Here is a 22,511-nt window from a genome sequence, read left to right as displayed (position 1 = left end):
GGGGCCGTCCCCGCCCCAGCCGGACCCGCCTCTTCTTCGATCTCGGTTTCTCTCGGCGTCGGAAGGGCACCGCCGACCTGACGCATCGAAAGGCTCACGCGGCGGCGGGCGACCTCGACCTCGATGACCTTCACGCGCACTTCGTCGCCCACGGAGAGCACCGACTCGGGCGAGTCGACGTGTTGATCCGAGATCTCCGAGATGTGGACCAGGCCCTCGATCCCGGGCGCCACTCTGACGAACGCGCCGAACGGCACGAGCTTGGTGACCTGACCGTCGATGATCTCGCCCGCCGAGTAGCGCCGCTCGAACTCCTTCCACGGATCTTCCTGTGTCGCCTTCAACGACAGCGAGACTCGCTCACGCTCGAGCTCGACGTCGAGCACCTCCACCTCGACCTCCTGGCCGACCTGCACGACCTCGCTCGGATGATCGACGTGCTTCCACGACAGCTCGGATACGTGCACGAGTCCGTCGACGCCACCGAGGTCGATGAAGGCACCGAAGTTCACGATCGACGACACGGTTCCCTTTCGGCGCTCGCCCTTCTGCAGCGACTCGAGGAACTTCTTGCGTCCCTCGCTCTGCGACTCCTCGAGGAACGCGCGGCGCGACAACACGACGTTGTTCCGGTTGCGGTCGAGCTCGATGATCTTCGCTTCCAGCTCCTGCCCGACGAACGGATGCAGGTCTCGAACCCGCCGCAGATCGACGAGCGACGCGGGGAGGAAGCCTCGAAGTCCGATGTCCAAAATCAATCCGCCCTTGACAACCTCGATGACGGGGCCACGGATCGTCCCTCCGGAGCGCATGACCTCTTCGATCCGGCCCCATGCCCGTTCGTACTGGGCACGTTTCTTGGAGAGGATGAGCCGGCCCTCCTTGTCCTCCTTCTGAAGGACCAGGGCCTCCACGTGATCGCCGACGTGCACGACCTCGTTGGGGTCGACGTCGTGGCGGATCGAGAGCTCCTTGGCGGGGATGACCCCCTCGGATTTGTAGCCGATGTCGAGCAGTACCTCGTCACGATCGATCTTGACGATCTCGCCGTCGACGATGTCGCCTTCCTTGAAATCGCGAAGCGACGTCTCGATCGCCTCGCGCAGCTCCTCAGGGGTCAGGTCGCGCTGGGGCGCGGCCTTCGTCTCGCTTGTCGTCTCGATCTGGACCATCTCCCTCCGCCACGCATGCCGCGGACCGGCGCTTCGTGGATTTCACCGGCCCGGGCAGGCCGGCGTGGCTCAGGGATGGTAGTTGTCCTGCGGAAACGCCGTCAACGCGCTTTCGATATGCGTCAGTGGCCGGCGGGTACGGCCTGCGCCCAGTTCGGCCCCCAGCCGATGTCGGCGCGCAGGGGAACGGTGAGTTCGTAGGCCGATTCCATCTGTTTCTTGACGACCTCGCCGGCCTCCTCGACGCGGTCCTTGGCGACCTCGAACACAAGCTCGTCGTGGACCGTCAGGAGCATCCGGCACTCGAAGCTCGACTCACGCACCGCCTCGTCCACGCGCAGCATGCCGAGCTTGAACACGTCGGCCGCGCTCCCCTGGATCGGCGCGTTGAGCGCCATCCGCCGCCCCATGTCGCGAACGCGTGGGTTGGCCGCGTGGAGCTCCGGGATGTAGCGACGCCGTCCGAGCAACGTCTCGGTGAACCCCTCGGCCGCGGCCCGCGCGACCTGCCGGTCGAGGTACTCCCGGATCTGCGGGAAGCTCTCGAAGTACGCGTCGATGAACTCTTGAGCCTCGTCCGGCGTGATCTCCAGCCGCGACGCGAGACCCCACGCGTTCATCCCGTAGGCGAGGCCGTAGTTGATCGCCTTCGCGCGGCTTCGGGTCGCCGGATCGATCTGGTCCTCGGGGAGATCGAAGACGCGCGCCGACGTCGCCGTGTGGATGTCCGTCCCGGACTCGAACGCGGCCTTGAGCCCCTCGTCGCCGGCGAGGTGAGCCAGGATCCGCAGCTCGATCTGCGAGTAGTCGGCGACCAGGAGGAGCTGTCCGGACGAACCCGGAACGAAGGCCCGTCGGATCTGACGCCCCAGCTCGCCCCGCGACGGGATGTTCTGCAGGTTGGGGTTCGAGCTCGACAGCCGCCCCGTCGCCGCGCCGGTCTGGTTAAACGTGGTGTGGACACGCCCGTCGCGTGGGTCGACCTGCCGCGGTAACGCTTCGAGGTACGTCGAGTTCAGCTTGTCGAGCTCGCGCCACGCGAGGAGCGCCTCGACGATCGGGTGTGCGTCGCGCAGTTTCTCCAAGACGCTGGCGTCGGTCGAGAGCTGACCCTTCGACGTGCGCTTGCTGGGAGCGAGCTTCAGCTTCTCGTACAGGATCGCGCGCAGCTGCGGGGGCGAGTTGAGGTTGAACTCCTCGCCGGCGTGCCGGTAGATGTCGGCCTTGAGGGTGGCCATCTTGTCGCGCATCCCCTCGGCAATCTCCTCGAGGTATCCGACGTCGAGCGCGACGCCCGCCGCCTGCATCCGCGCGAGCACCGACGAAAGCGGCAGCTCGACCTCGTCGAGCAAACGTCGAAGCCCTGCCTTGTCGATCCGCTCCAACATCGCCGGCGCGAGCAGCGCGACCGCGGCGGCCTCGGCGGCCGTCGCCCGCCAGCCGTCGCCGAACAGCTGGCCAGTCGCTTCGGCGGCCGCTTCTTCCTCCACCGAGCCGAGGACGTCGACGCCGAGGTACGTCTCGGCGAGCGCGGAAAGGTCGAAGCTCGGGGCCGCGGGGTCGAGCAGGTATCCCGCGAGCATCGTGTCGACGACGACGCCCCCGAGCGCGCCGCCCGCCGCGAGCACAGCGGCTTCGGTGTCCTTCGCGTCGTGCGCCCACTTCGGCGCGGCCGACGCGAGCGCGGCGGAAACATCGTTCCACTTCGCCAGAGGGGCATACGCCGCCTGTCCTCCACCGGCCGAGACGGCGATTCCGCCGATCCGCCCGTCGTCGATCCGCAGTCGTACCGCTTTCGGGGCGTCCGACGACACGAGGGTCGCGACCTCCTCGGCCGTCGTCTCTCGCAGGTCGAGCTCGGACATCTCGAATGCCGGCTTGGTACTGCGCCCGACCTCCTCCAGCCGTTCGAACAGAGTTCGGAACTCCAGCGAGGTGAACAGACGTCGCACGGCCTCCAGGTCCCACTCCCCCATGACGCACTCTTCGGGCCGCACCTCGAGCTCGAGCGACGTGTCCAGCTCCGCGAGCTCCTTGTTGAGCCGCAGCTGTTCGCCCGCAGCTTCGATCGCCTCCTTGAGCTTGCCCTTCAGCTCGTCGGTCCGCTCGAGGAGTTGCTCGACGGAGCCGAAGTCCTGCACGAGCTTGGTCGCCGTCTTGTCGCCGACGCCCGGGACGCCGGGGATGTTGTCGGACGGATCGCCTTTCAGGGCGACGAAGTCGCGGTACTTCTCCGGCGGAAGCCCGTAGCGCGCGGTCACCGCGTCGACGTCATACCGGCGGATGTCGGAGATGCCCTTGACGTTGAACATCACGCTGATCCCGGGGCGAACCATCTGGAAGAAATCGCGATCGGCGGTGACGATCGTGGTGTCGATCCCCTCCTCGACCGCCTGGAGTGCGAGCGTCGCGATGACGTCGTCCGCCTCGTGCCGTTCGATGCCGAGGACCGGGATGCGAAGCGTCTCCAGGACCTCGACGATCAGGCCAAGCTGCTCGCGGAACTCGCCCGGCGCTTCCGCACGCCCCGCCTTGTACTCGGCGTACTTCTCGAGCCGCACGGTCGGTGCACCGATGTCGAACGCGACGGCGATCAGGTCGGGCTTCTCCTCCGTCAGGAGCTTGATCAGCATCGACGTGAATCCGTAGACGGCGTTTGTGATCTGGCCCGTCGTCGTCTGGAGCGACGTCGGGAGCGCGAAGAACGCGCGATAGGAAAGGCTGTGGCCGTCGAGGAGGAAGAGGCGTTTGGGCTGGTCGCTTACGCGAGACGTCACTGGCGCCTCAATCGTAACGCTCGCGTCGGACGCGCCTTTTCCTGGGCGCGTCCGGCGTCGTTCGGTAGCAAACGACCTTGACGTGAATCCGACCTCCTCCATAGGATTTCCGGTGCTCCGGATCGGTCGACTCGAGGGGTGTTCGTGGATGGGTGCTGCATTCGTCATCGCGCTACGTGAGGGCATCGAAGCCGCGCTGATCGTGTCCATCGTCCTCGCCTACCTGAAGCAGCTCGGTCGCTCCGACCGGTCGCACCTGGTGTGGTGGGGAACGGGCCTCGCCGTGGCGCTTTCGGCCATCGTCGGCACGATCATCTTCTCCGTCGGCGCCGAGTTCGAGGGCACGGCCGAGCAGGTCTTCGAGGGCCTGGTGACGCTCACGGCCGTCGGGGTCCTCACGTGGATGATCTTCTGGATGCGCCGTCAGGGGGCGCGGATCAAGTCCGAGCTTCAGCAGAAGGTGGATACGGCGCTCACGGCGGGGGGTCTCGCCCTGGCCGCGATCGCGTTCTTCGCCGTCCTGCGCGAGGGCGTGGAGACGGCGCTGTTCTTGTTCGCGGCGGCGGAGGGGACGGCCGTCGAGGGCGGCGGCGTGGCGGCGCAACTCCTCGGGGCGATGCTCGGACTCGGGCTCGCCGTCGTGCTGGGTGTGCTGTTGTATCGGGGCGGCATCCGCATGAACCTTCGAACGTTCTTCAAGGTGACCGGGGTGATCCTCGTCGTCGTCGCCGCCGGGCTGTTCGCATACTCAGTGCACGAGTTGCAAGAGGCGGGATGGTTGCCCTTCCTCGAGTCGCCCGCGTTCGATCTTTCCGCGACGCTGCCCGACGACGAGGGGGTCGGAGCGGTGCTCCGCGGACTCGTCGGCTACAACGCCGATCCCGGAGTGTTGGAAGTCGTGGCATGGGCCGCGTATCTCGTCGTCGTGGGAACGCTGTATCTGCGGCCGACGCAGCCGCTTCCATCGCGGCGTGTTGTGATGGATGCGGCCAACAGGTGACGACGGCGTAACGAGATCGTGTCCTGTTTGTCACTCTTTCTCCGCTCGTACGACGGCGCGCGCTACCTGCGCAGTCGAGCCTTCAGAGTTGCGGCGCAGCCATTTCCATCGCGTTGACACGCTGATAGCCCGTCGTTACTGTTCGCGCCGGTCCCGAGCGGCCGCAGGGACGGGAGGACGGAAGCACCTCCGCTAGACCGATACCGACCGAATGGGTGCGAGCCCTGAGGCGGCCGGTTGATACGGAGGGGCACCGCCAACCGGCGTCCGGGTCGCTTGGGGCCAACTTTTGACGGGTCGAGGAACCGAGTAGACAACGCTCGCGTATGGGGAAGGCGTGAGCCACTCCAAAGGTTCCTCGGCCCGTCACTCATCTCAGCAACCGAGCGTCGCTTGAGTGCTCCGCGACGTCAGGCGTTCGCGATGACGATCGAACCCTTCATCCCGCGGTCCCGGTGGAACCGACAGAAGAAGGGGTAGCGGCCGGGAGCTCCCAATTGCTCGGCCACGTCGGCGATCGTCACCTCCTGACCCGGCCTCACGTCTTGCGAGTAGCCGAGGGCCGGGATGGTCACATTGTGAAGGTTTCGCCCGACGTTCTTCACTACGAGGTCGCGATCGGGGCCGATCGGGAAGGTCGGATGAGCGTCGTGGAAGTGGTAGTCGATGGCGCTCACGACGTACGGGCCCTCCGGGTTCGCCGACGGACGATGGGACTGGCCCGCGCCTGATCTCAGGGCGAACGCAACGACAGCCGCGACGCCCGTGACGGTCAACGCGGCCGCGGCGAGGAGCAGCGTCCGTCTCGGAACCGCCATGAGGCGGGCCTAGAGCACCTTGCTGAAGAACTGCCGAAGACGGTCCGTCTGTGGGTTCGCGAACATCTCCTTCGGCCGGCCGCGTTCCGCGATGACCCCGCCGTCGACGAAGACCATCCACGTGCCCACCTCGCGTGCGAACCCCATCTCGTGCGTCACGACCATCATCGTCATGCCCTCCTCGGCGAGTTGCCTCATCACGCCGAGGACCTCGCCGACGAGCTCCGGGTCAAGCGCCGAAGTCACCTCGTCGAACAACATCAAGCGAGGCGTCATGGCCAAGGCCCGGGCGATCGCTACGCGCTGTTGCTGACCGCCCGAGAGCTGGCCGGGATAGGAGTCCGCCTTGTGCTCCAGTCCGACGTGCTGCAGCTGCACGATCGCCCGGTCCCTGGCCTCTGCGTCGTTGAGCCTCAGCACCCTCTCGAGCGCGACGGTGATGTTGCCGAGCGCCGTCATGTGCGGGAACAGATTGAACTGCTGGAACACCATGCCCATCTTCGATCTGACGGCGTTCAGGTCACACCGGATGTCGGTGATGTCCTCATTCATGAACCAGACCTTGCCCAGCGTGGGGCGCTCCAGAAGGTTCGCGCAACGCAGCAGCGTCGACTTCCCGCCGCCTGACGGTCCGACGATGACCTCCACCTCACCGGGCTCGAGCGACACGTCGATGCCTCGGAGGACGTGGTTGTCGCCGAACCATTTGTGCACGCCGTCCATGCGGATCAAGGGTTCCTCGTCGGGAGGCGGCATCGGCGCGCTCCGGATCTCGCTCATGCGGTCGCTCCCGCGATGCCGACGAGACCGCTGCGGAGCCTGCGTTCAACCGCGTTGACAAGCCGGATGAGCGGCAACGTGACGACAAGGTAGCCGAGGGCGGCAGCAGTGAAGAACGTGGCGTTGAACGTGTCCGACTGCCCGGCGCGGGCCCATGCGAACAGCTCCTGCTGGCTCGTCGTCAACCCGAGCACAACGACGAGCGCCGTGTCCTTGATCAGGATGACGAACTCGTTCATCAGCGGGGGGATGACGCGCCGGATCGCCTGCGGCACGATCGCGAAGCGCATCGCCTGGAGATACGTCATCCCGAGCGAACGCGCCGCCTCGATCTGTCCACGCTCGATCGACTGGATGCCCGCCCGGAAGACCTCGGCCGCGTATGCGCCTGTGTTCAGCGCAAAGATCCCCATCGCCACGAGGAAGGTCGACGGACGGATATCGAATCCGAGCAGCAGCACGAAGTAACCCGTGGCGAGCTGCCAGATCAGCGGCGTTCCTCGGAAGAGGTTGATGTATGCCCGAGCCGGCGCCCGTGCAGCGCTTCGTGTCGACAAGGAGAGGACGGCGAGCACCATGCCGATGACGATGCCACCGGTCTCGCCGACGAACGCGAGGACGATCGTGTTCTTTATGGCGCTGAAGAACGGACCTGGGAAGTACGGCCCGATCACGGCGAAGTTCAGGAAGTTCTTCGCGAACAGATCGGGACGGCCCTCCCGGAACGCCAGGATGACGAGAGCGATGAACACGCCCTGTAGACCCAGGACCGCGCCGGTGATGGCCTGCTCCCTCCGACGGAACGTGTCCATCCGGCCGCGGATGCTCCAGCCGAATGTCATCGCTACGACCCCGAGCGCGATCCCGATCAGGAGCATGGCCGTCTCGGCGCTCGAACGCAGAGCCTCGACGAAGTTGCACACGCCGAGCGCGCCCCTGATCTCGCGTGTGAGCTGCAGGTCGATGCACGATGGCGTGAGCACCCGCGGGGACAGCTCGTAGTTCAGGATCAGGGCGATCGTGCCACCGAAGACGGCGGCGATCGAACCGATCCCCAGCCACAACGCCGTCAACGACTGTGGAGAGCTCGGTCCGCGGGTATCGGGTGGAGCCTCGCGAACAGGGGGTCGCGTGTCGAGCGTCACCTCGGCCATCGGATGCCTGCCCTCCTCGAGTTGGCGTGGCTGGAACGCGGAAGGCCCGCGCCGCAATCATGCGGGCGGGCCTTCCGTCGGAGCGCTTGTTACGCCGTCGGCTCGAACTCCGGCGGCAGCGGCGCGCCGGGGAACCACTTCTCGTAGAACGTCCGGTAGGTACCGTCCGCGATAATCTCCGCCAGGACGACGTTCACCGCGTCGTGCAGCTCGGGGTTCTCCGGTGAGAACGCGAACCCGTACTTCTCGTCCGTATCGATCCCCTCCACGACCTCCAGGCTCGGCAGGTCGGCGATGGCCTCGGCGACGAAGGGCTCGTCCGCGATGAACGCCGTCATGCCACCGCCCTCGAGCGCTCGGAGTCCGTCGGTCGCGGACGTGAACGTCTGGAGCTCGATGCCGTTCGACTCCAGGTTGTCCCGCGCCCACGCGGCTCCGGTCGTACCGCGCTGGACACCGACGACGTCACCTTCCTGAAGGTCATCCGTCGAGGCGATGTCCGGCGTCTCGTTCGTGTTGATGACCAGGGCCTGTCGCGAGTTGAAGTACGAGTCGGAGAAGTCCACGGTCTGCTCCCGTTCCTCGGTGATCGTCGAGGCCGCGGCCACCATGTCGAACTGCCCGCCGGCGACAGCTGTGAAGATCGTGTCGAAATCGGCGCGGATCCACTCGACCGTCAGGCCCAGACGAGAGGCGATCTCTTCGGTCATGTCGACGTCGAAGCCGACCTCCTCACCGTTTTTCACCTGCTCGAACGGCGGGTAGTCGAGGCAGGAGCCCACCTGCAGGACACCCTCCTCGAGCGTCGAGAACTCCGGGATCGCGCCGGTTTCGCCGGTCGCTCCCGTCGCCCCCGTCTCGTTGGTCGCGCCGGTTGCCCCGACGCCGTCCTCCGGCTCGTTGCCGGCGCACGCGGCGAGCAGCACGAATGCCGCCGCCGCCGCCAACATGATCCGAAGCTTGTTCAAGGCCTGCCCCCTCGTTCCGATCGACCCCACACGGACACGGTGGACATCCTCGCCCAAACGCGAGGCTTCGCTCAACTCTTCGTTCTGGAGCTGAGTACGCAGACGGAGAGCCCTCAGGCTTGCGTGTCCGCTTCTGCGAGGACCCAACGGCCCCCGACGACCTCGTACGTCCGGACGTGTGTGCCCGCCGATACCAGCTCTCCGCCGACCCAGCGGTAGCTACCCGCGAGGCCGTCGAAGCGCGTGACACCGCTGAGCCAGGGGGCGAGCTCCGCTCGAGATGTTCCGGCGGCGTCGACTCCCGCGATGATCATGCGGGCCGCGTCCCACGCCTCGAGCGCGTAGGGTCCTGGAGCCGTCCCGTTCTCCGATTGGAACGTCTGGATGAACCGCCGCGCGGCCAGGTCGAGCGAGTTCGACACGTCGGCGCACGAGCAAACGGAGAGTGCGCCCTCGGCGGAGGCGCCGGCGTCCTCGATGAAGTCGCCATCGCGCAGATTCGGTCCGCCGATCAATCGCACGTCGGCGTCCAGGCCCACCGCGATGGTCGCCGCGCCGAGCCCGTCGCCGCTCCAGACGACGACCCCGCACCGAGCTGACGAGACATCGCCCGCGCCCTTCGTCGAGGTGACATGAACGTCCGAAGAGAGTGAGCGCCGTGTGTACCGAGCCAGTGGGTCCAGTTCGTCCGTCCCGGCGAGGCACACGCCGCGACGCGACGAGCGGAGCGACTCCGCGAGCAGAGCGAGCCTCGTCGCGACATCGCGCAGCGGTGCGACGAAGCGGCGCCACGTGCGGTCCTCGGTGAGCATCGCCCCACGATCGGACAGGGTGAGGAACGGCATGCCGTCCAGCCCGTCGGCGATCGGCTGCTGATCGGGAAGCCCGGGCGCCGCGATCGCGGCGACATATGAGGGATCGCCAGCGATCTCTTCGGCGATATCCCGACCCGTTTCGATACTGCCATCGGTGTCGAACGCCACGACCCCGATCGTGAAGGCCGTGCCCTCGCGCGCGGAAGCGACCGTGAGGGCGAGCTCGGCGCCCTGGTAGGCGGGAAGCGTTCGATCAAGGGCGCCTTCTGGCGCAAGGTCCTGGATGAATGCAACCTTCAGCGCGACGGGTTCAGTCGAGGGCGCACTCGTGGTGCGCGGCGATGGCGCGGTGGCGGGCGGTTGCGCCTCGCACGCCGTCAGCTCGACGAGCAGGACGATCAGGACAACTCTTCGGATCGTCCGTGTCCTCCCCGCGTTTGCGAAGCCGTCTATTCGGAAACCGATCGGCACCGTGAGTGTCAGTACCTCCTTGTACGGTTCTTGACACAGCCGGGGGTGTGTTCCGTGCATTCGCTTCAAGAAGTCGAGACTGTCCAGCGCTTGTTCGATGCGGGTTGGAACAACTGTCAGGTTGCCCGCTCGACCGGCATCCCGCTCAGCACGATCTGGAACTGGCGCCACGGACTCACACCGAGGTATTCGCCGACCGGCGTCGGCAAACGCCCGTCCAGATGCCCGCGATGTGATGGGATTCCGCTCGATGAGGCGGCCTATTCGTATCTGCTCGGCCTCTATCTAGGTGATGGGCACATCGTTGTGGGTCCCCGCACCAGCCGCCTGAGCATCTACCAGGATGCGCGCTACCGGCACCTCGTGAGTATGGCCGGAACCGCTATCGATCGCGTTCTGCCACCAGGCAGGAAGCCCTTCAACGTCGCAAGAGACGGCTGCGTGGAGGTGTGCGGCTACTGGATGCACTGGACATGCGTCTTTCCACAGCACGGGCCGGGTGTGAAGCATCGGCGGGCGATCCGACTTGAACGGTGGCAACAACAGATCGTCTGCCGTTATCCACGGCAGCTATTGTGAGGCCTGATTCACTCCGACGGCTGTCGGGTGATCAATCGCGTTCAGAAACGAAAGTACGCCTATCCCAGATACTTCTTCACGAACACTTCGATGGACATCCTGCAGATATTTCGCGATACGTGGGATGCGATCGGAGTGCTTCATCAGGACACGAAGCCGACGACCATCTCCGTTGCGCGACGTGATGCTGTGGCGACACTCGACACGTTCATTGGGCCGAAAGCCTGACCCGGCTAGACTCGTTGCGCCCCGGCCGGGATGGCGAAACTCGGAAAACGCGCGGGTCTCAAACACCCGTGGGCTTCGGCCCTTGAGGGTTCGATCCCCTCTCCCGGCACCAGCTACACGACGTGTCGCTCCCTGACGAGCTCCCCCGCTCGGAACCGCTCCAGCCCAAGACCTGAGATGTCCACGGTCGTGGCATCGCCCTCCACGATCAGCTCGGCCAACAGCTTCCCGACGACCGGCGCGTGCTGGAAGCCGTGGCCGCTGAACCCGTTCGCCAGATAGAAACCGGCGACAGAGGGCGCTTCGCCGATGATCGGGTGACGATCCGGCGTCATCTCGTACAGGCCGACCCACGAGTGTTCGACCGCCGCTTCCTCGAGCGGCGGGAACACCTCCACTGCCTTGGGCAGCAGCTCCTCGGCGATGAACCGCTCGTCAACCCGTGTCTCGAACGTCGGCCGTTCGTTCGCGCTTCCCATCCCCATCAGGACTCCGGCGCCCTCCCGATGAAAGTAGAAGCTCGAGACGGCGTCGATCACCAGCGTCCGGCGCTCCGGTACGCCCGGGAATTCTCCCGTCACGAGCACGTGGCGCGGGATCGGTTCGAGCGGCAAGTCGATGCCAACGGTCGTTGCGAGCTCCCCGGCCCACGGACCCGCGGCGTTCACGACGACCGGCGCATCGATCGTCTCGTCGCGCGCCTCGACGCCCCGAACGTGACCTGCGTCGACGACCACTCGACGAGTCTCAACGCTCAGCTCGATCTCCGCTCCGAGACGCCGCGCAAGCGTCGCATACCCCAGCGTCAGACCGGACGGATCGGCGATCCCGTCAACCGGTCCGTACGAGGCACCGACGATCCCGTCCACGGCGATACCGGGCGCGAGCTTCGCTGCCTCGTCTGCCGGCAGCAGCGTCGCCTCGACGCCGAGCGAGCGCTGAAGCTCGTTCGCTGTCACGAACTCTTCCCACAGCCCTTCGTCGCGAACGAGGAACAGGTATCCGTGCTGCGCGACGTCGAGGGGAAGGCCGTGCTCCTCGGTGAACCCCGTGATCATCGGAACGCTGGCCTGCGAGAGCCGGATGTTCACGTCGCTCGAGAACTGCGTTCGGAACCCGCCCGCGCACGCTCCGGTCGAGCCGGCGCCCAGCCGATTCTCGCGTTCGAGCACGACAACTCGGCCCGCTCCAGCCGAGGCGAGGTGGTACGCCGCGCTCGCGCCGACCACTCCCCCGCCGACGATCACGACGTCCGCGGTTCGGCTCACGAGCCGAGTCGATCGACGGCCGCCCGCGCCACGACGAGGTCCTCGAACGCCACGCCGACCGACTTGAACACCGTGACGTCTTGGGCCGTTCGCCGCACCGTCTCGCCGCGGACCACCTCCGATAGATCGGCCACGACGTGATCCTCGCCGATCGCGCCCTCCTTCATCGGGATCAGCAGATCGCCCGCCTCTTCCATCGCGGCCTCACGCGTTTCGACGACGACGCGCGCTCGCTCGATCGTCTCCGTATCGAGCTCGCGTAAGTCCGGCTTATACGCACCGACCGCGTTCACGTGCGTCCCCGGCGCGAGCAGCGAGCCGTCGAACACGGGCGTCGCGCTCGTCGTGCACGTACACACGAGATCGCGGTCCCCTACGTCGTCCCGAGCACCGACGCGCGCGGCCACTCCGGCCTCCTTCACGAGCGTATCGGCGCGCTCGCGTGTGCGAGAGACCACCACGACGTCCTCGATCGGGCGGACCGCGAGCATCGCCCGCAGGTGCGACCTCGCCTGCACGCCGGCCCCAAAGATCGCCAGCCGGCTCGCCTCGTCGCGCGCGAGGTGCCTCGTCGCCAGACCGCTCACCGCCGCCGTCCGAAGCGCGGTCAGCGCCGCACCGTCGAGCAGCGCAACCGGCGCCTGACCGACGGACTCGAACAGCACGTACACCGCGTGGATGAACGGGAGCCGGCGATCCGGGTTCGACGGCGTCAGCGTGACCAGCTTCACGCCGACGCCCGGCTCTCCGAAGGCCGGCATCAGCAGCAGCGTTCCGGCGCGCGTCTCCACGTGGGTCCGCATCGGCGCCTCCGGCAGCCGCTCAGCGCCGAACGCCGCCTCGAGCGCGTCGATCGCCGCGGTCATCGGCAAGGCGTGCGCGAGCGTCTCGGCGTCCACGAACGGCACGCCGCCCCTCGCTCGCTCAGAGCTCGCCGAGGTACGCCTCCCGCATGAGCGGGTTGTCGAGCAGGTTCTGCGCGGTATCGGCGAGAACGACCTCACCGGTCTGGATGACGTAGCCGCGGTCGGCGATCGACAGCGCCATGTTCGCGTTCTGCTCGACGACGAAGATCGTCCGGCCGAGGCTCCGGATCGACTTGATGATCTCGAAGACCTGCTCGACCAGGATCGGCGCGAGTCCCATCGACGGCTCGTCCATCAGCAGGACCTTCGGGTCGGCCATGAGCGCCCGGCCCATAGCAACCATCTGCTGCTCGCCTCCCGAGAGCGTCCCCGCCTTCTGCCTCAGCCGTTCGCGGATCCGGGGAAACGTCTCGAGGATCCGTTCGCGGTCCTCGGCGACCTTCCCCTTGTCCTTCCGCTGGTACGCGCCGAGGTCGAGGTTCTCGTCGACGGTCATGTTGGCAAACAGCCGCCGGTTCTCCGGCACCATCGAGATGCCACGGCGGACGATCTGGGTCGTCGGGAGGCCGCTCACCACCTCGCCGTCGAGAAACACCTCGCCCTCGGACGGCGCCACGTACCCGAGGATCGTCCGGAGCGTCGTCGTCTTCCCCGACGCGTTGCCGCCCAGCAGGCACACCATCTCGCCGGGGTAGATCTCGACGTTCACGTTCCGAAGCACGGCGACGAGCCCGTAGTGCGTGCTCACGTTGCGGAGCTCGAGGATCGGTCGGCGATCGCCGTCCCCCGACGCGACCGGTTGCGCCGGCGTCGGCATCGCTTCGGTCTGAACGGGCTGCACGTCCGACGCCACGGTCTGCGCGTCTCGCGCCGGCGTCTCCGTCGTGACGTCGTCGTTCATCCCGCCGCCTTCGTCCCCAGGTACGCCTCGATCACCTGCGCGTTGTTGGCGACCTCCTCGTACGTGCCCTCCGCGATCTTGCGCCCGTAGTCGAGCGCGATCACCCGATCCGAGACGCCCTTGACGACCCGCATGTCGTGCTCGATCACCAAGACGGTCAGCCCGCGCTCGTCGCGCATGCGCACGATGTGGTCGCGCAGCTCGAGCGTCTCACGAGGGTTCATGCCAGCAGTGGGCTCGTCGAGGGAGATGAGGATCGGCTCCGTCGCGATCGCGCGCGCCATCTCCAGCCGGCGACGGTTCGCATAGGAGAGCGCGAAGGCCGGTTGATCCTGCCGGTAGCCCGCGAGGCGCCGCCCGAAGAACTCGAGGGCTTCCTTGGCCCGCTCACGGATGCGCTCCTCCTCGCGCTGCGTCCTGGGCGGACGAAAGACCGCGCCGAACACACCGGAGCGGGTGCGACAGTGCTGTCCGACCATGGCGTTCTCGAGCACCGTCATGTTCGGGAACAGGTGCACCGTCTGAAACGTCCGCGCGATCCCCAGACGCGTGATCTGGTTCGGTGCGAGCCCCACGACACTCTGTTCCTTGAAGAGCACGTCGCCGTCGTCCGGTTCGTACAGACCGGTCACGACGTTGAACATCGTGCTCTTCCCGGCGCCGTTCGGCCCGATGACCGAAACGATTTCCCCCTCGTTCACCTGCATGTCGAGCCCGGATAGCGCGTACAGGCCGCCGAAGTGCTTGGCCACGTTCCGCAATTGGAGCAGTGGCTTGGCGTCGCTCACGTGGAGCGCTCCTCCTCCTCGACCGTGTCGCCGACCACGACCGTGGCGTACGGCTCCTCGCGCTGTGCAGCGCCCGCGGCCCAGGCGTCCTGCTCCACCTCTTCCTCGTGGAGCTCACGCGTGCGGCGGACGTTCGGTACGAGGCCCTGTGGACGAAGGACCATGATCGCGACGAGAACACCGCCGTAGATCAGCAGGCGGTACTCCTCGAACTCGCGCAGAAGCCCGGGCAGTCCGATCAGAACGAGCGCGCCGACGACGACACCGGGAATGCTCCCCAGACCGCCCAGGATGACGACAGCGAGCGCGGTGATCGAGACGAGGATCTGAAAGCTCGCCGGCGTGAGCGAGCCGATCTTGACGGCAAACAGCGCTCCGCCGACCGACCCGATGGCGCCGCCCATCGCGAACGCGAGCAACTTGTACTTCGTGGTGCTGATGCCCATCGCGTCGGCGACCTGCTCGTCCTCGCGCATCGCGTTCCACGCTCGTCCGATGCGAGAAGCAGATAGACGCCACGACACGAACACCGCGAGAACGACGAACGCGAAGGCGAGGTAATAGAAATTCTGTGGCGGGCGGAACGAAAAGTCGCCAATCGCGGCGTCGGTGATGCCCCTTGTCCCCTGCGGCCCGCCGACGAGCGGCTGCAGCCATCGCGACTGCGTGAGGATGCTCACGATCTCGCCAAGGCCGAGGGTCACGATCGCCAGGTAATCACCGCGTAGTCGCAGCACCGGCGCCCCGATCAGCACGCCGACGCCGGCCGCGAGCGCCGCGACCACCCACACGGCAATGTAGAAGTTCAGATTCAGCGAGAACGCGGGCTCGGCAGCGCCGACCGTCGTGTTCAGCATCGCGCCGGTGAGGAGCGCGAGCGCGTACGCACCGAACGCGAAGAACGCCACGTACCCCAGGTCAAGTAGGCCCGCGTACCCCACCACGATGTTGAGCCCGAGGCCGAGGAGCATGAAGACCATGACCGTGCCGAGCACCTCGGAGATGACCGAGCCGACGAGGAGCGGCAAGATCGCGGCCACCGCCAAGATCACGATCAGCACGGCAGTCCGCGCGACCGGTTGTTCACGCGCCGAGGTACGGACCCGGTCGCGAACCTGAGGCCCCGACCGTGTCCATAGGACGTTTGCGCCCGCGGTCAGGGCGAACACGGCGACGCCGGCCGGGACCGTCAGCCCCCCACTGACCTCGTACAGAAAGGAGGGGTCGAGATCCAATTGCCGCATGGCGACGGGGATGATCCGCTGGAGCAGTCCCAGGAGGATCGCCACGGAGGCGCCGAGGACGATCGGAGTGCGCACCAGCGGTGACGACGCCCGAAGCACTCCTCCGACCGCGCCGCCCACAACGCCGATAACGACGAGGATGACGAACCCCGCGGCGACTCCACGCTCGAACGTCACGAACTCGATCAGCCCGGGCGAGACCGTGATGAACACCTCACGGATCCGGTTGACGTCGAACCAATCGGCGAAGACGACGGCGGCGCCGAAGGCCGCCCCGGCGATGGCACCGGTCGACGCGCCGGCGAACGCTGCCTCCGCGGGAGTGGGGATCCGCCGCTCGCCGGCGACGACCCGTGGCCGACTCACGACGTAGCCGGCCACGAGCGGCGGGAGGACGAGGAGCAGTCGGCCCAGCGTGACCTGCTCTCCGATGAGCTCGAGGTCGCCGAACCGCTCGGTCAGGCCGACGAGCGCGAAATAGAGAGACCCGATGGCGCCGACCAACCCCGCGGCGATCGCGGACCGCAGCCCCACGGGACCCACCTCAGACCTTCTCCGCCTCACCGGTGCCGAGGATGCCGCCAGGGCGGAAGATCAGCACGAGGACGAGCACGAGGAACGTGAACGCCTCTCTCAGCTGGAACGGCGAGGGGATGTGATAGCCGGTCAGGATCAGCGATGGACCCAGGGCCTGGAGAAGGCCGAGTGAGAGACCGCCGATGGCCGCGCCCGCGATGCTGCCGATCCCCCCCAACACCGCCGCCGTGAACGCGGCGATGCCGATCTGGAAGCCCATGAAGAAGTTGACCTGTTCGAACGTCATCGAGTACAGCACGCCGGCGATCCCCGCCAGCAAACCCCCGATCGCGAACGTCGTGACGATGACGCCGTCCACGTTCACGCCCATGAGGCTTGCGATCTCGCTGTCCTCGGCGACGGCCCGCATCGACCTGCCCGTCTTCGTCCTGGCGACGAACAAGGACAGCGCGATCACGGCCACCGCGGCGGTGAGCAGCACGACCACGCGGATCTTCGGCACGTCGCCGCCGAGAACCGTCCACGACCCTTCGAGAAGCTTGGGCTTGCGGTAGCCGCGCGGCGACGAGCCGAAGAAGCCGCGCGCCGTGTTCGCGAGGAACAGCGACGCACCGATCGCGGTGATCAGCGGAACCAGGCGTGGTGCGCCGCGCAGCGGACGGTACGCCACTCGTTCGAGCAACATGGCCACGCCGGCGGACGTGGCCATCGCCACCACGAGCAGGATCGCCAGCGCGAGGAGAGGCTGTCGGTCCAGGAACCCGCTCTCGGCATACGCGGCCGAAAAGAAGTACGACGCAAAGGCGCCCAACATGAACACCTCGCCGTGGGCGAAGTTGATCATGCGCAGGATCCCGTACACGAGCGTGTAGCCCAGCGCGATCAGGGCGTAGATGGCGCCCTGGGCGAGGCCCAGGACGATGAAGTCGCGCCACGCATCGGCGGAGTAGGCGTCCTCGGTGAGCGTTCGAAATGCGCCGATCGCAATCGTCGTCAGGATCAGGACGGCGAGGACGACGAGGATGATGGTCCGCCACGGCAGTCGCTCGAGGCGGCCCACCCGCACGTCGCGCGTCGCATCTGTACCCGTTGCCGTCGACATGCGGCCGAGCGTAGTCCATCTGCAAACGCTACGGGCGGGCCGACGGCCCGCCCGTAGCGATCGTCTTGTTTACGCGAACGTCTCCTAGGTGACGTCCTCTAGCGTCTTCGTGTCGGTGTACACCGCGTCGGCGGGCTCCTCGCCTCCCTCGACCGGCCAGTTGGGGTACTGGAAGAGGCCGATCGTGACTTCGGTCGCGCAGTCGCCCAGCGGCGTGCAGGTGATGACGCCGGAGACGCCTTCGTACCCGCTCGTCGCGAGCACGGCGTCCTTCAGCGCCGTCCGCGGGATCAACAGCGACCCGCCGTCTTCGATGGCCACCTCCTCGATCGCCTGGAACAGGACGTTCGCGGCGTCGTACGCGTGCGCGTGGAAGACGGCCGTCGGCGCCTCACCGAACTGCTCGCGGTAAGCCGGGAGGAACTCGTCCCGGTAGAACGCGCCTTCCTGGAACACCGTCAGGTCCGGAGAGGACGCGTAGTAGTCGCCCGACGGGCTGCCGGCGAGCTCGAAGAACGCGCTCTCCAGACATCCGTCGGAGCCCAGCTGGATCGTCTCCGCCGGGAGGACCTCCGCGCCCTGGGAGTACGTGAGAGCGCAAACCGGGTTGAAGTTCGGCCCGTACACCACGCCAGGATTGCCCTCGGCGACGCTTCGGAGAACGGCGCTGAGGTCCTCGTCGGTGCTCTGAACCTGCTCGACGGCGGTGATCGTCCCGCCGAGACCCTCGAACGTGTCGCGGAACGCTGCCGCGAGGCCATCCGCGTAGGGGCTCTCGTCGTTGATCGTCGCCGCCGTGTCGACGCCCAGCTCGTTGTAGACGAACTCAGCCACGATCGCGCCCTGGATCAGGTCGTTGTGCGCCGTGCGCGCGTAGAACGGCACGTGCGCCTCCTCCGACGTCAGCCCGGGGTTGGTGTTAGACGGCGAGAACAGGAGGATCCCTTCGTCCGAGAGGATCGTGTCGGCCACACCGAGCGCCGCGCTCGAGCACGTCGTGCCGATGACGGCGACGACCGTCTCGTCGGCGGCAAGCGCCGTGCCACCCGCCTGGCCGCCCTCGGCCGAGCAGCCGTCGTCCTCCTGGGTCACCTCGATGTCGCGCCCCATGAGCTGGCCCGGCGTCGCGTCGAGCGAGCCGTCGAGGTTGTCGATCGCCAACTCCACCCCTCGGTTGCTGTCGGTCCCCAGGGCTGCGGTCGCACCCGAGATCGACAGGAGCGTCGCCAGGTGGATCGGCTCGCCCTCGGCGTACTCGACGCAGCCGAACTCGTCCTCTTCACATGCGGAGGCGCCGCCGCCACCCGTGGCACCGCCACCGCCGCCCTCATCGTCGTCCGCACACGCGGCGGTGACGAGGGTCAGCGCTGCGAAGAGCGCGAGCAGGCCGAAAAGCCTGCGCTTCCTCATGAAACCCCCTCCTTCGAGTCGATCGCCTGCTACCTATCACATCGGCCGCGGACGCGGCCACCGGGCTTTCTCGTATCAGTACGCAACCGGCACGCTCGAGGGACTGCTCCAGGGGGTGCCTCAGGACGGGACGGCGTCGCGGAACGCGCCGGCCAGCCTGACGGCGGCGTCCCGATCGCCCCCCAGCAGGTGCCGGACGAGCGCGCTGCCGACGACGACACCGTCGGCGAACCCGCACGCATCGGCTGCCTGCTCCGGCGTCCCGATCCCCACGCCGACCAGCAACGGCAGATCGGTGAGGGGGCGGAGCGCCTCGACGACCTGCGCCGCCGTTCCCGACAGCGCCTCGCGCTCGCCGGTCACCCCGTACGTGGCGACGCAGTAGACGAATCCCGCGGCGACCCCCGCGATCGCGCGAAGGCGTTCGTGGCTGGTGCTGGGCGCGGCCAGGAACACCGGCGCGACCCCCGAGGACCTGCACGCCGCGGCGACGTCGTCGGCTTCGTCCACGGGGAGGTCCGGAACGATGACGCCCGTGACGCCGGCGTCGGCCGCGTGGTCGAGGAACGCGCTCACGCCGTGACGAAGCACCGGGTTGAAGTACGTCATCACGGCGACCGGAACGTCGACGCTCGCGCCGTGGATGGTGCGCAGCACGTCTTCGGGGCGCGTACCCCCTTCCAACGCTCGGCGCGACGCCTCCTGGATCACGCTCCCATCCATCACCGGGTCGGAGAACGGGATGCCGACCTCGATGGCATCGGCGCCGGCGGCGGCGAGGTCGCGCAACAGATCGGCGTCCACGCCGTCGAGCCCGCCCGTGACGTAGGGGACGAACGCGCACCCTCCGGCGTCCCGGCGCCTTCGGAGCGCGACCTCGAGGTCCCCCGTCACGGGGGTGTGACGGCGTCGACGCCGAGCGCCGTGCGGACCGTTTCGAGGTCCTTGTCGCCGCGCCCCGAGACGTTCACCACGACGAGCGAGCCCTCGGGCAGCGGCCTGGTGAGGAGCCAACCGATGGCGTGAGCCGGCTCCAGCGCCGGCAGGATCCCTTCGTTCCCGGCCAGTGCCTGGAACCCCTCGAGCGCCTGCGCATCGGTCGCGGCGACGTACTCGGCACGGCCGGACTCCTTCAGATAGGAGTGCTCCGGGCCGACGCCCGGGTAGTCGAGCCCGGCCGAGATCGAGTGCGTCGGCAGCACCTGCCCGTCCTCGTCCTGCAGCAGATACGAAAGTGAGCCGTGGAGCACACCGGGTTCGCCGAGCGTCAGGGAGCGGCAGTGCTCGCCCGGCCCGTTGCCTCGTCCGCCGGCCTCAACGCCGATCAGTCGGACGTCCGGCGCCTCGACGAACGCGGCGAAGATGCCCATCGCGTTGCTCCCGCCGCCGACGCACGCGACGACGGCGTCGGGATCGCGTCCCTCCACGTCGCGGAGCTGCGACCGCGTCTCTTCTCCGATCACGCGCTGGAACTCTCGGACGAGAACGGGGAACGGGTGTGGTCCGGCGACCGAGCCGATCACGTAGTGCGTCTCGCGAACGGACGCCGCCCAGTCGCGCATCGCCTCGTTCATCGCGTCCTTCAGCGTTCGGCTGCCCGACGTGACGGTGACGACCTCGGCGCCGAGGAGCTGCATCCGCGCGACGTTCGGCGCCTGCCGGACGGTGTCCTCCTCACCCATGTAGACGACGCACGGCAGCCCGAACAGCGCCGACGCCGTCGCCGTAGCGACCCCGTGCATCCCGGCGCCCGTCTCCGCGATGATCCGTCGCTTGCCGAGACGTCGCGCTAGCAGCACCTGCCCGAGCGTGTTGTTGATCTTGTGGGCGCCGGTGTGATTCAGGTCCTCGCGCTTCAGCCAGATCCGGTACCCGAGCGCGTCCGACAGTCGCGAGGCGAACGTGAGCGGCGACGGTCGGCCGACGTAGTCGCGCAACAGCGCGTCGAGCTCACCGCGGAACGCCGCGTCACCGCGGAGTTCGGACCAGGCGCTGGCCAGCTCGTCGAGCGCCGGGATGAGGATCTCGGGGACGTACCGGCCGCCGAACCGGCCGAACCGTCCGCGCGCGTCGGGGCGCGTCGGAGCCGTGACGCTCATGGTTCGCCTCGCAACGCGCGAAGGGTCGCGCCCACGTCGTCGGCGCGCATCAGCGTCTCGCCGACCAGCACCGCTCGCGCGCCGGCGCCGACCGCGCGCTCGACGTCCTGGCGCTCGCTCACGCCGCTCTCCAGCACGGCGATTCGGTCGCCGGGAACGCTCTGAAGGAGCGACAGCGCGCGTTCGAGGTCGACCTCGAGGCTCTCCAGATCGCGCGAGTTGACCCCGACCACCTTCGCGTCCGTCCCGAGCGCCTTGTCCAGATCCTCCTCCGTGTGCGTCTCGACGAGCGCCTCGAGGCCGAGGTCGTTGCACGCATTGAGCATCGCCTTCAGCTCTGGCTCGGAAAGCGCAGCCGCGATCAGCAGGACGGCGTCGGCCCCCTCGACACGCGACTCGATCAGCTGCGACGGGTGCACGAGGAAGTCCTTGCGCAGTACGGGGATCGAGACGGCCAGATGCGCCGCACGAAGATCGGCGAGAGCGCCATCGAAGTGATTCGCCTCCGTGAGCACCGAGACGGCCGACGCGCCCGCCCTCTCGTACTGCCGTGCTCGACCGGCTGCCTCGACGTCGCCGATCCTTCCGCCCGACGGCGAAGCTCGTTTCACCTCAGCGATCACAGCAGGTGGTCGCGAGGACCACAGCGCGCCCGCGAACGGTCGTGTGGGCGGCAGCCCCAGGGCGAGGTTCATCATCCGAGAGTCGTCGAGCGGATGGCGCTCGAGTCGGCGTTTCACCTCGTCGACGACGTCAGTGAGGAAGCCCATCAGTGGGCAGGGAGTCTACGTGGGCGCTCCGTGGCGGCGATGGGTCAGCCGGCGACGGCCCGCTGCGCCTCCGCCAGATCGACGCGTTCGTGCAGCGCGCGCCCGACGATGGCGCCCTCGACCGTGCCGCCGAGCGACGCGATCGCTCGAAGATCGTCGATCGAGCGCACCCCGCCCGACGCAAGCACCGGTTTGCCGGTATGCATGGCGAGCGCCCAGACGCCGTCGAGGTCGGGTCCGGCGGAATCGCGGCGCACGTCCGTGAACACGAACCGGGCGACATCCAGGCCCTCGAGCCACTGGAGCGTGTCCCACAGCGCGAGATCGTGATCCGTGTTCCTCGGGCGGATGGTCGCGCCGTCCGCCTCGATACCCACGCACAGCCGATCGCCCCACGTTTCGATCAGCTCCTCGGCCGCAGCTCTGTTCACGAACGCGGCCGATCCGAGCACGACGCGTTCGGCGCCGGCGTCGAGGAAGGCGTCGACGTGCCATCGGTTCGTGACGCCGCCACTCCCCTGGACCGGAACGCCGAGGGCCGCGATCGACGCGAGGTGCTCGAGGTTCGCCGGCGCGCCCGCCGTCGCCAGGTCGACGTCGACGACATGGAGCCGCGTGGCACCGGCGTCGACGAATCGCGCCGCCGCTGCGACGGGGTTGCCCCCGTCGGCTTGGATCGGTTCGACCTCGCCGCCGGAAAGCCGGACGAGACGTCCACGCGCGATGTCGATCGCGGGGATGATCTCGAACGTCACCGACGAAGC

The 22,511-nt window shown here is 67.7% G+C and carries 20 protein-coding genes and 1 tRNA gene; 3 read left to right on the top strand and 18 right to left on the bottom strand.

Features of this window, described 5'->3' with window-relative positions; genetic code table 11:
* Together rpsA and polA are read right to left on the bottom strand one after the other, a co-directional pair.
* The coding region (gene rpsA / locus VFA08_03535; protein ID HYZ12661.1) for a 30S ribosomal protein S1 at nucleotides 1-1,163 on the bottom strand (1,163 nt) is incomplete at its 3' end.
* A gap of 131 nt (nucleotides 1,164-1,294) precedes the next feature.
* The gene (gene polA / locus VFA08_03530) at nucleotides 1,295-3,949 is read right to left on the bottom strand and encodes a DNA polymerase I (protein ID HYZ12660.1); all 2,655 of its coding nucleotides are present in this window, start codon (nucleotides 3,947-3,949) and stop codon (nucleotides 1,295-1,297) included.
* Between the two features lie 148 nt (nucleotides 3,950-4,097).
* On the opposite strand from polA, the gene efeU reads away from it, so the two are divergent.
* A complete protein-coding gene (efeU, locus tag VFA08_03525) occupies nucleotides 4,098-4,949 on the top strand; it encodes an iron uptake transporter permease EfeU (GenBank protein ID HYZ12659.1) in 852 nt (283 codons plus the stop codon).
* A 410-nt stretch (nucleotides 4,950-5,359) separates the two neighbouring features.
* Here the strand turns inward: efeU and VFA08_03520 are convergent, their stop codons facing one another.
* From VFA08_03520 to VFA08_03500, 5 genes are all read right to left on the bottom strand, one after another.
* Nucleotides 5,360-5,767 carry a cupredoxin domain-containing protein gene (locus tag VFA08_03520; protein HYZ12658.1) on the bottom strand — a complete coding sequence of 136 codons (408 nt, stop codon included), beginning with the start codon at nucleotides 5,765-5,767 and terminating at the stop codon, nucleotides 5,360-5,362.
* 9 nt (nucleotides 5,768-5,776) lie between these two features.
* The gene (locus VFA08_03515; GenBank protein ID HYZ12657.1) at nucleotides 5,777-6,547 is read right to left on the bottom strand and encodes an amino acid ABC transporter ATP-binding protein; all 771 of its coding nucleotides are present in this window, start codon (nucleotides 6,545-6,547) and stop codon (nucleotides 5,777-5,779) included.
* Nucleotides 6,544-7,701, bottom strand: a complete 1,158-nt coding sequence (locus VFA08_03510; GenBank protein ID HYZ12656.1) for an amino acid ABC transporter permease — start codon at nucleotides 7,699-7,701, stop codon at nucleotides 6,544-6,546. The genes VFA08_03515 and VFA08_03510 overlap by 4 nt, the downstream gene beginning before the upstream one ends.
* A gap of 89 nt (nucleotides 7,702-7,790) precedes the next feature.
* A complete protein-coding gene (locus VFA08_03505; GenBank protein HYZ12655.1) occupies nucleotides 7,791-8,669 on the bottom strand; it encodes a transporter substrate-binding domain-containing protein in 879 nt (292 codons plus the stop codon).
* A gap of 113 nt (nucleotides 8,670-8,782) precedes the next feature.
* Nucleotides 8,783-9,955 carry an ABC transporter substrate-binding protein gene (locus tag VFA08_03500; GenBank protein HYZ12654.1) on the bottom strand — a complete coding sequence of 391 codons (1,173 nt, stop codon included), beginning with the start codon at nucleotides 9,953-9,955 and terminating at the stop codon, nucleotides 8,783-8,785.
* A 606-nt stretch (nucleotides 9,956-10,561) separates the two neighbouring features.
* Between VFA08_03500 and VFA08_03495 the strand changes: the two genes are divergently transcribed.
* Nucleotides 10,562-10,762 carry a hypothetical protein gene (locus VFA08_03495; protein ID HYZ12653.1) on the top strand — a complete coding sequence of 67 codons (201 nt, stop codon included), beginning with the start codon at nucleotides 10,562-10,564 and terminating at the stop codon, nucleotides 10,760-10,762.
* 24 nt (nucleotides 10,763-10,786) lie between these two features.
* Nucleotides 10,787-10,874: transfer RNA gene (locus VFA08_03490), tRNA-Leu, on the top strand.
* 1 nt (nucleotide 10,875) lies between these two features.
* Here the strand turns inward: VFA08_03490 and VFA08_03485 are convergent.
* From VFA08_03485 to VFA08_03435, 11 genes are all read right to left on the bottom strand, one after another.
* On the bottom strand, nucleotides 10,876-12,030 hold the full coding sequence (locus VFA08_03485) for an FAD-binding oxidoreductase (protein ID HYZ12652.1): 1,155 nt from the start codon (nucleotides 12,028-12,030) through the stop codon (nucleotides 10,876-10,878).
* Nucleotides 12,027-12,938 carry an ornithine cyclodeaminase family protein gene (locus tag VFA08_03480; GenBank protein HYZ12651.1) on the bottom strand — a complete coding sequence of 304 codons (912 nt, stop codon included), beginning with the start codon at nucleotides 12,936-12,938 and terminating at the stop codon, nucleotides 12,027-12,029. Before VFA08_03480 ends, VFA08_03485 begins: the two co-directional genes overlap by 4 nt.
* A gap of 16 nt (nucleotides 12,939-12,954) precedes the next feature.
* Nucleotides 12,955-13,713, bottom strand: coding sequence for an ABC transporter ATP-binding protein (locus tag VFA08_03475; GenBank protein HYZ12650.1), 759 nt, complete (start codon nucleotides 13,711-13,713; stop codon nucleotides 12,955-12,957).
* Between the two features lie 80 nt (nucleotides 13,714-13,793).
* Nucleotides 13,794-14,585: an ABC transporter ATP-binding protein gene (locus VFA08_03470; GenBank protein ID HYZ12649.1), complete on the bottom strand. Its 792-nt coding sequence runs from the start codon at nucleotides 14,583-14,585 to the stop codon at nucleotides 13,794-13,796.
* Nucleotides 14,582-16,363, bottom strand: coding sequence for a leucine/isoleucine/valine transporter permease subunit (locus VFA08_03465; protein HYZ12648.1), 1,782 nt, complete (start codon nucleotides 16,361-16,363; stop codon nucleotides 14,582-14,584). The genes VFA08_03470 and VFA08_03465 overlap by 4 nt, the downstream gene beginning before the upstream one ends.
* A gap of 10 nt (nucleotides 16,364-16,373) precedes the next feature.
* Complete coding sequence (locus VFA08_03460) at nucleotides 16,374-17,468, bottom strand: branched-chain amino acid ABC transporter permease (protein HYZ12647.1); 1,095 nt, start codon at nucleotides 17,466-17,468, stop codon at nucleotides 16,374-16,376.
* An 84-nt stretch (nucleotides 17,469-17,552) separates the two neighbouring features.
* Nucleotides 17,553-18,878 (bottom strand): branched-chain amino acid ABC transporter substrate-binding protein, encoded by a 1,326-nt coding sequence (locus VFA08_03455; GenBank protein HYZ12646.1) that lies wholly within the window; start codon nucleotides 18,876-18,878, stop codon nucleotides 17,553-17,555.
* Nucleotides 18,879-18,998: 120 nt separating this feature from the next.
* Nucleotides 18,999-19,772, bottom strand: coding sequence for a tryptophan synthase subunit alpha (trpA, locus tag VFA08_03450; protein HYZ12645.1), 774 nt, complete (start codon nucleotides 19,770-19,772; stop codon nucleotides 18,999-19,001).
* On the bottom strand, nucleotides 19,769-20,977 hold the full coding sequence (trpB, locus tag VFA08_03445) for a tryptophan synthase subunit beta (GenBank protein HYZ12644.1): 1,209 nt from the start codon (nucleotides 20,975-20,977) through the stop codon (nucleotides 19,769-19,771). The genes trpA and trpB overlap by 4 nt, the downstream gene beginning before the upstream one ends.
* Nucleotides 20,974-21,747 carry an indole-3-glycerol phosphate synthase TrpC gene (locus tag VFA08_03440; protein ID HYZ12643.1) on the bottom strand — a complete coding sequence of 258 codons (774 nt, stop codon included), beginning with the start codon at nucleotides 21,745-21,747 and terminating at the stop codon, nucleotides 20,974-20,976. The genes trpB and VFA08_03440 overlap by 4 nt, the downstream gene beginning before the upstream one ends.
* Before the next feature lie 44 nt (nucleotides 21,748-21,791).
* Nucleotides 21,792-22,502 (bottom strand): HisA/HisF-related TIM barrel protein, encoded by a 711-nt coding sequence (locus VFA08_03435; protein HYZ12642.1) that lies wholly within the window; start codon nucleotides 22,500-22,502, stop codon nucleotides 21,792-21,794.
* Nucleotides 22,503-22,511: the final 9 nt, after the last annotated feature.

The sequence above is a fragment of the Actinomycetota bacterium genome (assembly GCA_035640355.1).
Lineage (GTDB): Bacteria > Actinomycetota > UBA4738 > UBA4738 > HRBIN12 > CALGFI01.
The sequence above is the reverse complement of the archived record's forward strand: the minus strand, read 5'-3'. Positions and strand labels throughout refer to the sequence as shown.

Excerpts from the sequence above, each read along its gene's own strand:
- efeU (HYZ12659.1), top strand. The coding sequence starts at position 4,098 with ATGGGTGCTGCATTCGTCATCGCGCTACGTGAGGGCATCGAAGCCGCG.
- VFA08_03520 (HYZ12658.1), bottom strand. The coding sequence starts at position 5,767 with ATGGCGGTTCCGAGACGGACGCTGCTCCTCGCCGCGGCCGCGTTGACC.
- VFA08_03515 (HYZ12657.1), bottom strand. The coding sequence starts at position 6,547 with ATGAGCGAGATCCGGAGCGCGCCGATGCCGCCTCCCGACGAGGAACCC.
- VFA08_03510 (HYZ12656.1), bottom strand. The coding sequence starts at position 7,701 with ATGGCCGAGGTGACGCTCGACACGCGACCCCCTGTTCGCGAGGCTCCA.
- VFA08_03475 (HYZ12650.1), bottom strand. The coding sequence starts at position 13,713 with ATGCCGACGCCGGCGCAACCGGTCGCGTCGGGGGACGGCGATCGCCGA.
- VFA08_03460 (HYZ12647.1), bottom strand. The coding sequence starts at position 17,468 with ATGTCGACGGCAACGGGTACAGATGCGACGCGCGACGTGCGGGTGGGC.
- VFA08_03455 (HYZ12646.1), bottom strand. The coding sequence starts at position 18,878 with ATGAGGAAGCGCAGGCTTTTCGGCCTGCTCGCGCTCTTCGCAGCGCTG.
- trpB (HYZ12644.1), bottom strand. The coding sequence starts at position 20,977 with ATGAGCGTCACGGCTCCGACGCGCCCCGACGCGCGCGGACGGTTCGGC.
- VFA08_03440 (HYZ12643.1), bottom strand. The coding sequence starts at position 21,747 with ATGGGCTTCCTCACTGACGTCGTCGACGAGGTGAAACGCCGACTCGAG.